The following is a 13,429-nucleotide window of genomic DNA, read 5'->3' on the forward strand; positions in this document are numbered from 1 at the left end:
ATGGCGACCAAGCGCGCAAAGAAGACCGACGTAGTCAGCCCCAGCTCCGCGGAATTGCGCAAGGCGGTCGAAGCCATTGCCATTCAGCCGAAGAGCGGGAAGATCACGCTGCTAACCCGCAAGCTCTTCAACGTGCTGCTTGCGGTCGCGCAGCAGGCGGACGAGTCCGGCGATACCTATCGCGCGCTGTTGTCCGAGATCGTCGCGAATTCGGCCTTCGATTCTAACGACACCGCTCTCGTCAAAGAACACCTTCGCCGCATGGTGTCGGTGCAGGTTGAGTGGAGTACCGGCACGTCGAGCCAGAAACCGGGTCGCAAGTGGGGAATTTCGACGCTCATCGCGGACGCCGAAATTCTCGAAGACCCGACGACGCGTCGCGTCTGGGTCGAATTCTCATTCGCGCCGAAGATCAAAAAGAAGCTGCTCGATCCGGTGCAGTATGCCCGTCTGAGCCTGCAGTTCCAAAGCCAGTTGCGAAGCAGTGCGGGCCTCGCGCTCTACGAGATATGCGTCCGTTACCTGACCAATCCCAGCCATCTGACGATGCGCGAAACGTGGGAATGGTGGCGGCCGATCCTGTCCGGCACGCCCGACACAGAAGCGGGGGATGAAGCGAAGCGCGAGTACAAGTATTTCAAGCGCGACTATTTGCGCCCGGCCATCGCTGAGGTGAACGCGGTAACGAACATCTTCGTGGAATTGGTGGAACACCGCGAGGGGCGCCGCGTCGCCGAAATTCAGTTTCGCGTCACGGAGCGCAAGCAACCGATGCTCGCGCTCGACGAGCATCCGAACGTTTTCGACAGCACGCTGGTCGACCGCATGGTGAAGATCGGGATTCCGCTGAAGGAAGCTCAGACGCTCTATGCCGATAGCGAGGAAAATCGCATCCGCGCGGCTCTTCAAATGACGGAGCAGCGCATGCGCAGCACGACGCTGCCTCCGGTGCGCAGCGCGGCGGCACTGTTCAAGGACGCGCTCAAGAAGGGTTACGCCCCTCCGGTCGAGGTGTTGCCGACCGCGGTGAACGGCTCAGCGCCGCGCGTCGGTTCGGTCGCCACGTCCGGCGCGGACGACCTGAAGGCTCGCCTGCTCAGCGAATTTTCCGCGTATCGGCGCAAGGAGGCGCGCGCCATGTACGACGAGCAAGGTGAGGAAGAACGGGAGCTCGCGCGCCAAAATTTCGAGCAAGACATCTTGCCGGAACTCGGCTCCCACATGCGCGACGATTGGCGCAAGCGCGGTCTCGACTCGAAGCTCGCAGAAACGTCCTTCTTCGACTGGCTCGCCCGCAAGACTTGGGGTGAGCCCACCGATGGCGATCTGCTCGCGTTCACGCTGAGTCAGTCGCGCGCCGGCTAATGGCGCGTGGTTCGCCAACGGGCGGCATCGCCCGCGCCGGTCTAACTTTTGAGGTCCGACCCCTGAAGTATCGTTTCGATCTGCTGAAGCAACTCGTCCCGCTTCTCGCGCGATAACCCACGCAGCCGTAATTCGAGCCGATCTTCTCCATACGACTTCAAATCGCCGACCGACATGCCATCGAGCTTGAGCTCCAGCCGTTGCGCATATCGCTGACGCCCCGGTGTCTTCTGTGGTTCCTGAGCACTGGCGCGTCCTTTGACGATGTCCGCGACTTGTCGCGTGCTCAGGTCATCCGAAGTAATCTTGTTGATGAGCCGAAGCGTCGCATCGCTCCCGCGCGCCGCGTGGTATCGGGCAATCTGATACGCCATGTTGGACCCGAATCGGTCCGAACGCGCGACCATTTCGTGCATCACATTCTCGGGCAACTTGGCGATGGAAAGCGCCACCGCGATGGTCGACTCGTCAAGGCCGAGATGGTCAGCCAATTCCCTCTGGCTCTGAAAGTGTTGCTCGTCGAGAAAGCGACGCCAGACAACGGCATTGTCGAATACCGTCTGGGAGTCCCGCTGAACGTTCAAATCGTAGCCCAGCTTGTAGCTCTCGATACCAATGGGCAGATCGACGACGACGGCCTTGACTGTTTCCTTATTCGCCTCTTTCAGCGCACGTACCCGCCGGCCACCGTCGCTGACGAAGAACGTGCCGGGGTTGTCGTAATCGGGAATGACATGAATCGCCTGCTGCTGCCCTTGCTTCGCAAGATTGACGGCCAGTTCCGCGATCGAAGCCTTTAGATAGAAATGACGCGGGTTGAAAGGACTCGGTTTGATCGTCTTCAAAGGCAGTTCGATGACCTGCCCGGGCGTGTATCGATTCGCCCGACGCCAGGCACGATATTCGTCCGACTCGGGGCCGCTTGCCACCTCAGCCGGTTCGTCGAGGAAGGCGCTCGATCGACCATTCGCCGCAGGCTGAGACGCTTGCTGCAAGTCCACGATACCGTCGATGGCGTTCAGCCGATCCAGCGCGGTTCGCTTTTCGCTGCTGGTCGTATCCGGGCGGGCCTTGAAGCCCTTGGCAAACTGCGATGGTTTCATGCGGGGTCCTTTATGCGCATAAAGTCAGGGGAGCATGCCGAGAATCTCGTCGGCACAAGCGCGGATTTCTGCAGCGGCGAGTCGTGAGCCGCGATCTCCCATCTGCAGCACGGTCTGGCCGAGCGCCATCGCCTGCTTGTAGCACTCGCGGGTGGGAATCTGCGTCTTGAGCAGCGGAAAGCCCAATTCTTCCAGCGCGACCTTCAGTTCCCGCGTGAGCATCCGCTTTTCTTCTGTCTTGTTGAGCAGGAAAACGGCGCGCAAGTCTTCGTTCATCACCTGGGCTTGCTGGACGAGCTTTACGAGGCCGACGCTCGACCAGTAATCCGCAGGCGACGACGACGTGGGTATTACCGCAATGCTTGCGGCAAGAAGCACGACGCCCGACACTTTCTCCGTGATCGACGGCGGGCAATCCACCACGATGATGTCGTAGTCCTTCACGAATTTGCGAATCTCGCGATGGATCTGCCCGCCCGCCTCCGACAAGTTCACGACCGGAAACGGGATGCCGGCCGCGCCGTCCGACGCGGCGCTGGACCAGTGGATCAAGGTGTTCTGTCCGTCCGCGTCCACAACGAGCACGCGCTTGCTTTTCTCGTGGAAGGCAGCGCCCAAATGCATCGCTATTGTGCTCTTGCCGACGCCGCCCTTTTGCTGCGTGATCGCTATGATTTCCGCCGCCACTTTTTACTCCGAAAATGTTCGCAGTCGAATTCTACATTGCGCTAGACGGATTTCAGTTCTTTGCCTGTAAATTGCAACGCTTTAGCCATTCGGATAAGGGCACGCCGGCGCCTTTATGCGCATAAAGTCGACGACGCCTCCCGTTGGACCGGATGAGCCCTTTATGCGCATAAAGTCAGACGCCCGACTACACAGATCGCCTATATCCTTTCCGCTGGTCCAAAAACCGCCTTGGAGCCGTCATGACCGTCCGCAATCTCGATGTCCTCTTCGCGCCCAAGTCCATCGCGGTCGTGGGAGCATCGTCACGGCCCGGAAGCATCGGCGAAATGGTTTGGACGCGGGCCTTATGCGCGGACTTCGGCGGCTCGCTTTGGCCTGTCAACCCGAAGCACAGCGTGCTCGGCGGGCAGACCGTCTTTCGGGACGTGGATGATCTCCCGGAGGCGCCGAGTGTTGCGGTGCTTTGCACGCGGCCGCATACCTGGCCGTCTCTCGTCGACCGTCTTGGCGAGCGCGGCACCAAGGCGGTCGTCATTGTCGGCCAGGCAAAGGGGCGCGGATCTCTCCCGAGCGACGCGGACGACTGGACCGCGCGCACGCTCGGCGCGGCCCGCCCGTATCTGCTGCGCGTCGTCGGTCCCGGCAGCGTCGGCGTGGTCAGTCCGTTCAATGGCGCTTGTCTGGGAGCGCCGCCATGTGGCGTCAAAGCGGGGGGCGTCGCGTGGGTGTCGGCGTCGAATGCGCTGACGAACGGCGTTCTCGGTTGGGCGCGGGCGCGCGGCCTTGGCTTTTCACACATCGTCGCGCTCGGTGATGAGGCCGACGTCGACTCGGGCGACGTGCTCGACTTTCTTGCGAGCGATCCATCGACGCGCGCGATTCTCCTCGCCATAGACACCGTCAACGCCGCGCGCAAGTTCATGTCGGCTGCGCGCGCGGCGGCACGCAACAAGCCGGTCCTGATCCTGCGCACCGGACGCGACGACCCGTTCGATCGCCTTTACGGCGCGGCCTTCCGCCGAGCAGGCCTCGTGCGGGTGGATTCGCTCGACGATCTGCTGGACGAGATCGAGACACTCGGTGTCGGGCGCGTGGCCGCATGCGACGTTGCGACCGTGATTACGAGCGACCGCGGTGTCGCCGAACTCGCGAAGGACGCATTCTCCGTTGCCGGCGATGGCCTCGCCCCGTGGCCCGCCGCCGCTCGCGATGCTGTCGCCGCCGCCCTGCCGAACGCGCAGGCGGGCAATCCGCTCTTGCTTGGCGACGACGCATCGCCCGCCGATTTCGGCGCCGCACTCGAAGCGCTCGCGCCGCATCGCGACACTGGAACCGTCTTCGTCGTTCACGCACCGACGCACAGCGCGCCCGTAGCGGATGTCGCGCGCACGTTGGTCGCCGAGCGACGACACGCATACCGCGGCTTGCTGGCCTGCTTCTTCGGTTGCGTCGATGCCGCGACCCGCGACGATCTGCATGCGAACGGCATCCCGGTTCACACGACGCCGCATCGGCTCGCGCGCGGCTTTGCGCGGCTTGTCGATTTCCGGCGAGGCCGCGAGTTGCTGATGCAGACGCCAGACGGCCTTCCCGCTGACGTCCCGAAAGACATCGACGACGCTCAGGACGAGATTCGCGTCTCGCTCGCGAACGGCGTCGTGGAACTGAACGGCGAACGCGCCGCGCGCGTGCTCGCTCGTTTCGGCATGACGGTGAAGCCTGGTCCCACCGATTCTGATTCCGTCGATGCAGTCGCGATCCAGACGCGCTTGTTGAACCATCCCGTCTTCGGGCCGGTGTTCGAATTCAGGGCGGAAGGCGCATTGGGGCTGGCGGACGCGCTTCACGAATTCGCGCTGCCGCCACTTAATCCTGTACTGGCCCGCGACCTCATCGCCCGATCGCCGCGTTCGCGTGAGTTGCCGGTCGAGACGTTGCTGCAAACGCTGACCGCGCTATCCCAACTCGTCTGCTATATCGAGGAAATCGTCGCGCTGCGGCTGACGTTGCACGTCACGCGCAATTCGGTCATCGCATACGAACCGCAGCTTACGCTCGGCGCGCATCGCGAGCCGCTCGCGATCGTGCCGTATCCGCGCGCGCTTGAAGAGACGCTCGACTGGCGCGGCATGCGTATCACCGTTCGGCCTATTCGCCCCGAGGATGAAGACGCCCATCGCGCGTTTGTGGCCGCGAACTCTGCGGAAGATCTGCGTTTGCGTTTCTTCGGCACGGTGCGCGGGTTCGATCATTCGCAACTCGCACGCATGACGCAAATCGATTACGACCGCGAGATGGCCTTGATCGTCACGCGTGCCAACGGTGACGCGGCGCACGAGACGCTCGCCGTCGCGCGCGCGATCGCCGATCCCGACAACGAGACGGCAGAGTTCGCGCTCGCGACGCGGTCGGACATGAAAGGGCAGGGCTTGGGATCGCTATTGCTCGCGCGCATCGTCGAGTACGTGCGAAAGCGCGGTACGCGATGGCTGATCGGCGAAGCACTGCGTGAGAATGCCGGCATGATCGCGCTCGCGCGCAAGGCCGGCTTCGAACTGACGAGAACCGAAGACCCGGGCGTCGTCGGTTTCAGGATGCGGCTGAGCAAAGCGCCCGATCAATCCCAATCGGGCGCGTGAACTCAGGCGGCAAATTTTGCGAGCGCGTCGTCGATTTGTGCGCGCGAAAGCGAAAGTTCGTCGAGCAATGCTTCGGCATACGAACTTCCCGTTTCGCGCTCGAGACGCGCGATGGTGAGCGCGCAACGCGCGGCGTCTTTCGGCGTCGCGATGAACGCCTTCACGGATTGCCCCGATGAGAACGCCTCGAAGAGCGGTGCGCGAATCTCGTCCGGCAGTACGCGCGACGTCCATTGATACGGCTTGCCGTTGTGGATCAGTTGCGGCGGCAACGTGCGCTCCTTCTTGGCAGCCGGTATCAATCCATACGTGCGCGCCGCCTCGCCGATCTGTTCGGGCGAGAAAAGCTCGTCAGGGCTGATGTCGAACTGTGCGATGTACGCTTCGATGGCCTGCATCGCGGCAGCGCGATCGTCGCGCTTTTTCTGGGCACGCGCGACGATGTCGCGAAGCTCGTCGGCTTCGTCGGTCGAGATCGTGAAGCTCGCCTGCTTTTGTTGAAGTTCGGAAAAACGCTGGAATTCGGAATCGGAAAGAAGTTTCGCCATGGATGATGCGTCGGGTCGGACACGGCGGCTCGGAATAGCAGCCGTTTTTGAGAGGGCCGTCATTCTAACGTGATACGTGCGCGTCAGTCGCGCGTCATCGAAAGCGCTGCAGCGGCGTCCTTGAGCAGGGCGGTGACATCGTCGATGGTCGGCGCCACATACTCGTCGATGCGACGCATGTACGGGCAAGTCAGCGCGGCGATCGCTTGTCCGGACGGCCCGAGCAGCGGGAACGCCAGGTCCGTGACGCCGAATGTCTGCTGACTGTCCTTCGTCAGGAAGCCTGTTTCGCGAATCTGTCGATAGTCGGCGTCGAGCACGCCGCGATCGAGCGCGAGTTCGCCCTTGACTCGCGTGTGTTCGGTCAGCATGTGCTCGCGCTGTTCGTCGGTCTGAAAAGCGAGCATCACGCGGCCCGATCCCGTATCGATGAGACCGACGCGCGAGCCGAGCCGCACCGAAATGCCCCACGGCCCCGGTCCGTCCACCTGCGCGATGACGAGCAGATTGCCGCGATCGTACACAGCGAGATGCACCGATTGTTCGGCGGCTTCGGCAAAACGCTGCATCACCGGCAGCGCTTCCGCGATCAGGCGATTCATCGGCGGATGCCGATGCGCAAGCGCGTACAGCTTGAGACTCAACGAATAACGGTCACCTTCGGGCGAGCGCACCACATATTGCCGCGCAACGAGCCGCTCGAGCATCCGATACATCTCGCTCGCGTTACGTCCGAGCCGCTTCGTGATTTCGGCGCGCGTCAGCCCGGACTTCTGCTCAGAAAGTAGCTCAAGAATGTCGAGACCTTTATCGAGCGCGGGGGCTCGATAGCGGTCAGCGTCGTTGTCATCTACGTCCACGGCGTTTGGCGAGTGTCGGTTCATGAGTCCGGCGAGTTTGAGCATTCGTTCACGCGAAGGGGCGATCGCAGGCGAACGGCGTAGGGGAAACCACCGAGTGCTGCGTGCGCCACCATTGTTGACTTCGTTCTGTGCGTCTATGAATAATACGTTCATTGATGAACGAGCGCATCCCGTCTCACTGACTCGTCGAAGCGGTCCGCAGCATCCAGCCATCCGCGCTCGCGATGAAGGGCGATTCCCCAAGCGCAGCGCGCTAGCCAAGTGACTCCATGCGCCGCAACCGCATCAACTGACCGAGGCTTGCCGATGACCGATGAATCGCAGCAGCTACTACGCCGGCGCAAAATCGGGCGCACATCGCTCGAAGTGACGGCGTTGTCGCTCGGTACCGCGCCGCTCGGCGGCCTCTATCACGCGTTGGCCGAAGAAGAGGCGCGCGCCACCGTCGATGCCGCGTGGCAAGCGGGCATGCGCTTCTTCGACACTGCGCCGCATTACGGCCACACGAAGGCGGAACACCGTCTAGGCGATGCGTTGCGACGTTATCCGCGCGGCGATTTCGTTCTCTCGACGAAAGTGGGCCGCCGCTTCGTGCCGCGCACGACGCCCTATGACGGCAGCGAGGGCTGGGTCGATCCGCTGCCGTTTCAGGCGATCTACGACTACACCTACGACGGCATCCTCCGTTCGTTCGAGGATAGTCAGCAGCGGCTCGGCATTGTCGACATCGATATCGTGCTGATTCACGACATTGGCCGATACACGCACGGCGAAAACAACGCGCGTTACTGGCGGCAACTCACTGATGAGGGCGGCTTTCGCGCGCTCGACGAACTGAAGCAGTCGCGCGGCGTGAAGGCGGTCGGGCTCGGTGTGAACGAAGGCGCTGCGGTGATGGAAGCGCTGGCCGAATACGACATCGACTGTGCGCTGCTCGCTGGCCGTTACACGCTGCTCGAGCAAAACACGCTCGACGATCTTCTTCCCGAGTGCGAGAAGCGCGGCGTCAGCATCTTGCTGGGCGGCGCATTCAACTCGGGCATCCTCGCGCGCGGCCTCGACACCCACGCGCACGGCGATCTCAAGTTCAACTATGGCGACGCGCCTGCCGACATCATCGAGCGCGTCGGGAACCTCGAACGCGTGTGCCGGGCGCACGGTGTCGCGCTTTCGAGCGCGGCCCTCCAGTTTCCTTATGCGCATAAAGTTGTCGCGACCGTGCTGATGGGCGCCCGCACGCCGGACGAAGTGCGCCAGAACGCGACATCATTTGCGACGCGGATTCCATCCGCGCTTTGGGACGCGTTGCGCACTGAAGGGCTGCTGCACGCGAACGCGCCGGTGCCGCAATGAACGCGGACGAGCGCATCGACGCGCATCAGCATTACTGGGATCCGGCGCGCGGCGACTACGGCTGGCTCACGCCCGCGCTTGCACCGCTCTATCGCGCATTCGGCCCGAGCGACCTCGCGCCGATGCGCGCGGCGGCAGGCATCGATCGCACGGTTGTCGTGCAGGCGGCGCCTACGGTCGACGAAACGCGCTATCTCCTCGATCTCGCGCGCGACGACGATTCCATTGCCGGCGTCGTCGGCTGGGTTCCGCTCGATTCCGTCGACGGCGTAAAAATCATCGACGAATTCTCGCGCGAACCGAAGTTCAAGGGCGTTCGCCCGATGCTCCAGGACCTGCCCGACGATACATGGATCGCCCACGCGCCGCGCCCGGATGCCATCGAGCGCCTGATCGAACTCGATCTCGCGTTCGACGCGCTCATCTTCGCGCGGCATGTACCGTCGCTGATCGATTTCGCACGGCGTTATCCGAAACTCAGGATCGTCGTCGATCATGGCGCCAAGCCGCCGATACGCGACGGCATCGTATCCGGCTGGCAACCGTGGGCCGACGGCATCGCGCAACTCGCGGCGCTGCCGCAGAAGCTCTGCTGCAAGCTGTCCGGACTCGCGACCGAAGCGGCGGGAAATTGGACCGACGTGACGCTGCAACCCTACGTCGCGCACCTGATCGGGCATTTCGGCGCGGAAAGGCTGCTGTGGGGCAGCGATTGGCCGGTGCTGACGCTCAACGGCGGCTACACTGACTGGCACGCCGCTGCGACGCGTCTCACCGCGCATCTCGGAAAAGCCGGGCAACAGGCGATTTTCGGCGCAAACGCCCGCGCGTTCTATCGCCTTTGAGCGTCGCCATATACCCGGCATGTCTCAAAAATTACTCGGACTGGAGCAGTGGATGGTACAAAGACTGGCAGGCAAGACCGCGCTGATCACGGCGGCGGGACAAGGCATCGGGCTCGCGACCGCGCACATGTTTGCAGCCGAGGGCGCGCGCGTGATCGCGACGGACATCCGCGTCGAATCGCTCGAAGGCAAGCCGTTCGAGGCGCGCAAGCTCGACGTGCTCGACGCACAGGCCATTAGCGATCTCGCGAAGGAAATCGGCCCGATCGACGTGCTCTTCAACTGCGCGGGCTACGTTCACGCCGGTTCGATTCTGGAGGCGACCGAAGCCGACTGGGATTTCGCCTTTGACCTGAACGCGAAGGCCATGTATCGCACGATCCGCGCGTTTCTCCCGGCGATGCTGGAAAAGGGCGGCGGCTCGATCATCAACATGTCGTCGGCGGCATCGAGCGTGAAAGGCGTGCCGAATCGCTTCGTGTACGGAGCGTCGAAGGCGGCGGTCATCGGCCTCACGAAGTCGGTCGCGGCGGATTTCGTCACGCGCGGCATCCGCTGCAACGCGATCTGTCCGGGCACGGTGGAGTCGCCGTCGCTCAAGGAGCGCATCGCGGAGCAGGCGCAGGCGCAAGGCGCGAGCGTCGATCAGGTGCAGGCCGCGTTCGTCGCGCGTCAGCCGATGGGCCGCGTCGGACGCGCGGAGGAAATCGCGGCGCTGGCGCTTTATCTCGGTTCCGATGAATCGTCCTTCACGACGGGTCAGATTCACATCATCGATGGCGGCTGGTCCAACTGACGCGCCATCGCTTCTCAACTTCAGATACACGAGGATCAAATCAGATGAAGCTGCTGCGTTACGGCCCCAAGGGTCAGGAAAAGCCGGGCCTGCTCGACACCGATGGCCAGATTCGCGACCTCTCTTCCGTCGTGGACGACATCGCCGGCGCCACGCTGACCGATGCCGGCCTCGCGAAACTGCGCGCCGTCGATCCGGCGTCGCTGCCCGTCGTCGAAGGCAATCCGCGCATCGGGCCGTGCGTCGCGCGCGTGGGCAAGTTCGTGTGCATCGGCCTGAACTACGCGGATCACGCCGCCGAATCGAATCTGCCGGTGCCGACCGAGCCCGTCATCTTCGGCAAATGGACGAGCGCGATTTGCGGCCCGAACGACGACGTGGAAATCCCGCGCGACTCGAAGAAAACCGACTGGGAAGTCGAACTCGGCGTGGTGATCGGCAAGGAAGCGAAGTATGTCGATGAAGCCACCGCGCTCGACTACGTCGCGGGCTATTGCGTCATCAACGACGTCTCCGAGCGCGAATGGCAGCTCGAACACGGCACGCAATGGGACAAGGGCAAGGGCTTCGACACGTTCGGCCCGATCGGTCCGTGGCTCGTCACGAAGGACGAAGTCGCCGATCCGCAGAAGCTCGATCTTTGGCTCGAAGTGGACGGTCATCGTTACCAGAACGGCAACACGAAGACGATGGTCTTCACCGTTGCGCAACTGGTCGCGTATCTGTCCAGGACAATGAGCCTGCAGCCCGGCGATGTCATCTCGACCGGCACGCCGCCGGGCGTGGGCATGGGCGTGAAGCCGAGCGCCGTTTTCCTCAAGGCCGGCCAGACGATGCGTCTCGGCATTCAGGGCCTCGGCGAGCAGCAGCAGAAGACCGTCGCGGCGAAGTAAGCCGCGAAGCAAGCCGCGAAATAAGCCGCACTCGCATCAACGAAAAACCTCGCCGCTTGGCGAGGTTTTTTGCTTGCCCGCGAGCCAAACGCGAACGCCTATGCGTGGTAGACCGCTTCGGCCGCGCCTTCGCCGATGCGCGTGATCGTTCCCTGCGCGACGGCGACGAGCCGCTCGGTGTTGCCATCGGTGACGAAGACATCGCACTGACACGTCGCCTGCGTCATGCCCGCATGCACCACGCGAGCGCGCGCCATCAGCGTGCCCGTGACGGCCGGGCGCAGATAGTTGATCTTGTACTCGCCCGTGACGACCTTCGGCCCGAGCCGCAATGCGCCCGCGAAGGTCAGCGCATTGTCCACCAGATAGCTCACCACCCCGCCGTGCACGAAGCCGTGTTGTTGCCTCAGCTCGTCGCGGATCGGCAGACACAGCGTGAGACTTGCTGCATCGACCTGCATCAGCTTGGTTCCGAGCAAGGCGCTGAACGGTTGCGCATTGAGCGCACCGCGCGCGATATCGACGAGTTCGGCCATTCGGACACTCCTTGGTGGGGACGGCGCCGTCCTGCAAAGACAATAGGGGGCGTTCGCGCGCTGTGCAAGAAAGTTCGGCAAAAAACGTGCAATGCTTCGTTTCGACACATCCGCGCCGATAGCACGCGCGCTCGCGATCCACTCGCATAGACACATTCAAGGGCAAACGATTCAAGCTCCGCGCCCGCCTTGCCGTAAACCCGCACTGTCGCCGTCATGGAACGGTCAACACGGAAATTCGGGTGAAGTGATGTTTGGAAAAATCAAGGTTGCGTCAGGTTTGCTTGCCGTACTGGTGGTGTTTTGCGTGTTTCAACTGGCGACGGAAGGCCTCGGGTTCTGGTCGCTTTCGCGCACGCACGACGATGTCGGCAACCTGTCGGACATCGCGTTGCAGCAGGTCAACGCGGTCAACAAGACCACGCAGCATCTGATGGACGCGCGCATCAACCTCTCGCGCGCCGGCACGCGCATGGTGCGCGGCGGCACGGAGCCGGTCGAGATCGTGCAGCACGCGCGTGAGGAACTCGCGAGCGCCGACAAGTCGTTCGCGGCTTTCGTAAATGCGCCGAAGACGAACGATGAGAACACGGCGCGCACGAACGCGCTGCAGGCGAAATACGCCGACTACGCGAAGGCGCTCTCGGAACTGGTTCAGTATCTCGATTCGAACAACATTCAGGCGTTCCTGGACCAGCCGACGCAGGGCTTCCAGGACCACTACCTCGCGGAACAGCAGAAGTTCGTTGATTTCGGCAATGCGTCGAGCAATGCGTATCTCGAATCCATCGACACGCGCTACGCGTTGTTCCGCGCCGTCGGTCTCGCGGTCGCGGCGCTTCTCATCGCGGGCATCGTATTCGTGCATTTCGCGCTGCGCCGTGGCGTGATCGCGCCGCTGGAAGAAGCCGGCCGCCACTTCGAGCGCATCGCGCAAGGGCGTCTCGACGAACGCATCGCGGATCGCGGCACCAACGAGATCGGCCGTCTCTTCGCGGGTCTCGCCACGATGCAGGCGAGCGTCGCCGGCACGGTGAAGACCGTGCGCGAAACGTCGGATTCGATCAACTTCGGCGCCGACGAAATCGCGAGCGGCAACGCCGATTTGTCCGCGCGAACCGAGAATCAGGCGGCGTCGCTCGAAGAAACCGCGTCGAGCATGGAAGAACTGACCGCCACCGTGCGCCAGAACGCCGAACATGCGCGCGAGGCCAACACGCTCGCGGGCGAAGCGCTCGAAGCGACGTCGCGCGGATCGGGTGTCGTGGACGATGTCGTCGAGAAGATGCGCGTGATCGCGCAGAGTTCGGACAAGATCGCGGAAATCATTTCGGTCATCGATGGAATCGCGTTCCAGACCAACATTCTCGCGCTGAACGCCGCAGTCGAGGCGGCGCGCGCGGGCGAGCAGGGCCGCGGCTTCGCGGTCGTCGCGGGCGAAGTGCGCGGGCTCGCGCAGCGCTCGGCGCAATCGGCGAAGGAAATCAAGGAGCTGATCGGCGAATCCGTCGCGCAAGTGAGCGACGGCTCAGAACTGGTCGAGCGCGCGGGCGCCGCGATGCGCGAAGTGTCCACGTCGATCTCGCGCGTCACGCAGATGATGGCGGAAATCAGTGCGTCGTCGCTCGAGCAGAGCGTCGGCATCGAGCAGGTGAACCAGGCCGTCACGCAAATGGACGAGATGACGCAGCAGAACGCGGCGCTCGTCGAACAGGCGGCGGCTGCCGCGTCGTCGCTGCACGAACAGACGCGACAGTTGAAGGCGGCGGTCTCGGTGTTCCAGATCGCCTGATCGCGC

General features: G+C 63.1%; 11 protein-coding genes and 2 pseudogenes. 7 read left to right on the forward strand and 6 right to left on the reverse strand.

Annotation, left to right across the window (positions count from 1 at the left end):
- Entirely contained in the window at positions 1–1,365 is a 1,365-nt protein-coding gene (locus LDZ27_RS14560) for a replication initiation protein (protein ID WP_244816705.1), read from the forward strand.
- Positions 1,366–1,406: 41 nt separating this feature from the next.
- Here the strand turns inward: LDZ27_RS14560 and LDZ27_RS14565 are convergent.
- The 3 genes and pseudogenes from LDZ27_RS14565 to parA all read right to left on the reverse strand — a co-directional run.
- A pseudogene (locus LDZ27_RS14565) lies at positions 1,407–2,279 on the reverse strand (ParB/RepB/Spo0J family partition protein); the annotation flags it as partial.
- 83 nt (positions 2,280–2,362) lie between these two features.
- Positions 2,363–2,468: pseudogene (locus tag LDZ27_RS29035) on the reverse strand (chromosome partitioning protein ParB); the annotation flags it as partial.
- Between the two features lie 24 nt (positions 2,469–2,492).
- Complete coding sequence (parA, locus tag LDZ27_RS14570) at positions 2,493–3,155, reverse strand: ParA family partition ATPase (RefSeq protein WP_244816707.1); 663 nt, start codon at positions 3,153–3,155, stop codon at positions 2,493–2,495.
- A gap of 242 nt (positions 3,156–3,397) precedes the next feature.
- On the opposite strand from parA, the gene LDZ27_RS14575 reads away from it, so the two are divergent.
- Positions 3,398–5,797 carry a GNAT family N-acetyltransferase gene (locus LDZ27_RS14575; RefSeq protein WP_244816708.1) on the forward strand — a complete coding sequence of 800 codons (2,400 nt, stop codon included), beginning with the start codon at positions 3,398–3,400 and terminating at the stop codon, positions 5,795–5,797.
- Between the two features lie 2 nt (positions 5,798–5,799).
- Here the strand turns inward: LDZ27_RS14575 and LDZ27_RS14580 are convergent, their stop codons facing one another.
- Positions 5,800–6,345, reverse strand: a complete 546-nt coding sequence (locus LDZ27_RS14580; protein ID WP_244816709.1) for a hypothetical protein — start codon at positions 6,343–6,345, stop codon at positions 5,800–5,802.
- An 83-nt stretch (positions 6,346–6,428) separates the two neighbouring features.
- Positions 6,429–7,229 carry an IclR family transcriptional regulator gene (locus LDZ27_RS14585; RefSeq protein WP_370653424.1) on the reverse strand — a complete coding sequence of 267 codons (801 nt, stop codon included), beginning with the start codon at positions 7,227–7,229 and terminating at the stop codon, positions 6,429–6,431.
- A 285-nt stretch (positions 7,230–7,514) separates the two neighbouring features.
- Between LDZ27_RS14585 and LDZ27_RS14590 the strand changes: the two genes are divergently transcribed.
- The 4 genes from LDZ27_RS14590 to LDZ27_RS14605 are packed head-to-tail and all read left to right on the forward strand — an operon-like array spanning position 7,515 to position 11,095.
- Positions 7,515–8,561: an aldo/keto reductase gene (locus LDZ27_RS14590; protein WP_244816711.1), complete on the forward strand. Its 1,047-nt coding sequence runs from the start codon at positions 7,515–7,517 to the stop codon at positions 8,559–8,561.
- Positions 8,558–9,406 (forward strand): amidohydrolase, encoded by an 849-nt coding sequence (locus tag LDZ27_RS14595; RefSeq protein ID WP_244816712.1) that lies wholly within the window; start codon positions 8,558–8,560, stop codon positions 9,404–9,406. Before LDZ27_RS14590 ends, LDZ27_RS14595 begins: the two co-directional genes overlap by 4 nt.
- A gap of 52 nt (positions 9,407–9,458) precedes the next feature.
- Entirely contained in the window at positions 9,459–10,202 is a 744-nt protein-coding gene (locus LDZ27_RS14600; protein ID WP_244816713.1) for an SDR family oxidoreductase, read from the forward strand.
- A gap of 44 nt (positions 10,203–10,246) precedes the next feature.
- Positions 10,247–11,095: an ureidoglycolate lyase gene (locus LDZ27_RS14605; protein ID WP_244816714.1), complete on the forward strand. Its 849-nt coding sequence runs from the start codon at positions 10,247–10,249 to the stop codon at positions 11,093–11,095.
- A 98-nt stretch (positions 11,096–11,193) separates the two neighbouring features.
- Here LDZ27_RS14605 and LDZ27_RS14610 read toward each other — a convergent pair whose 3' ends face one another.
- Complete coding sequence (locus LDZ27_RS14610; RefSeq protein WP_244816715.1) at positions 11,194–11,631, reverse strand: PaaI family thioesterase; 438 nt, start codon at positions 11,629–11,631, stop codon at positions 11,194–11,196.
- Between the two features lie 250 nt (positions 11,632–11,881).
- Between LDZ27_RS14610 and LDZ27_RS14615 the strand changes: the two genes are divergently transcribed.
- A complete protein-coding gene (locus tag LDZ27_RS14615; RefSeq protein WP_244816716.1) occupies positions 11,882–13,423 on the forward strand; it encodes a methyl-accepting chemotaxis protein in 1,542 nt (513 codons plus the stop codon).
- The last annotated feature ends 6 nt before the right edge of the window (positions 13,424–13,429 follow it).

The organism is Caballeronia sp. Lep1P3, from assembly GCF_022879595.1.
Classification (GTDB): Bacteria; Pseudomonadota; Gammaproteobacteria; order Burkholderiales; family Burkholderiaceae; genus Caballeronia.

Coding starts and splice junctions, on each gene's coding strand:
- LDZ27_RS14610 (WP_244816715.1), bottom strand. CDS start 11,631: ATGGCCGAACTCGTCGATATCGCGCGCGGTGCGCTCAATGCGCAACCG.
- LDZ27_RS14605 (WP_244816714.1), top strand. CDS start 10,247: ATGAAGCTGCTGCGTTACGGCCCCAAGGGTCAGGAAAAGCCGGGCCTG.
- LDZ27_RS14600 (WP_244816713.1), top strand. CDS start 9,459: ATGGTACAAAGACTGGCAGGCAAGACCGCGCTGATCACGGCGGCGGGA.
- LDZ27_RS14590 (WP_244816711.1), top strand. CDS start 7,515: ATGACCGATGAATCGCAGCAGCTACTACGCCGGCGCAAAATCGGGCGC.
- LDZ27_RS14560 (WP_244816705.1), top strand. CDS start 1: ATGGCGACCAAGCGCGCAAAGAAGACCGACGTAGTCAGCCCCAGCTCC.
- LDZ27_RS14595 (WP_244816712.1), top strand. CDS start 8,558: ATGAACGCGGACGAGCGCATCGACGCGCATCAGCATTACTGGGATCCG.
- LDZ27_RS14585 (WP_370653424.1), bottom strand. CDS start 7,229: ATGAACCGACACTCGCCAAACGCCGTGGACGTAGATGACAACGACGCT.
- LDZ27_RS14575 (WP_244816708.1), top strand. CDS start 3,398: ATGACCGTCCGCAATCTCGATGTCCTCTTCGCGCCCAAGTCCATCGCG.
- LDZ27_RS14580 (WP_244816709.1), bottom strand. CDS start 6,345: ATGGCGAAACTTCTTTCCGATTCCGAATTCCAGCGTTTTTCCGAACTT.
- LDZ27_RS14615 (WP_244816716.1), top strand. CDS start 11,882: ATGTTTGGAAAAATCAAGGTTGCGTCAGGTTTGCTTGCCGTACTGGTG.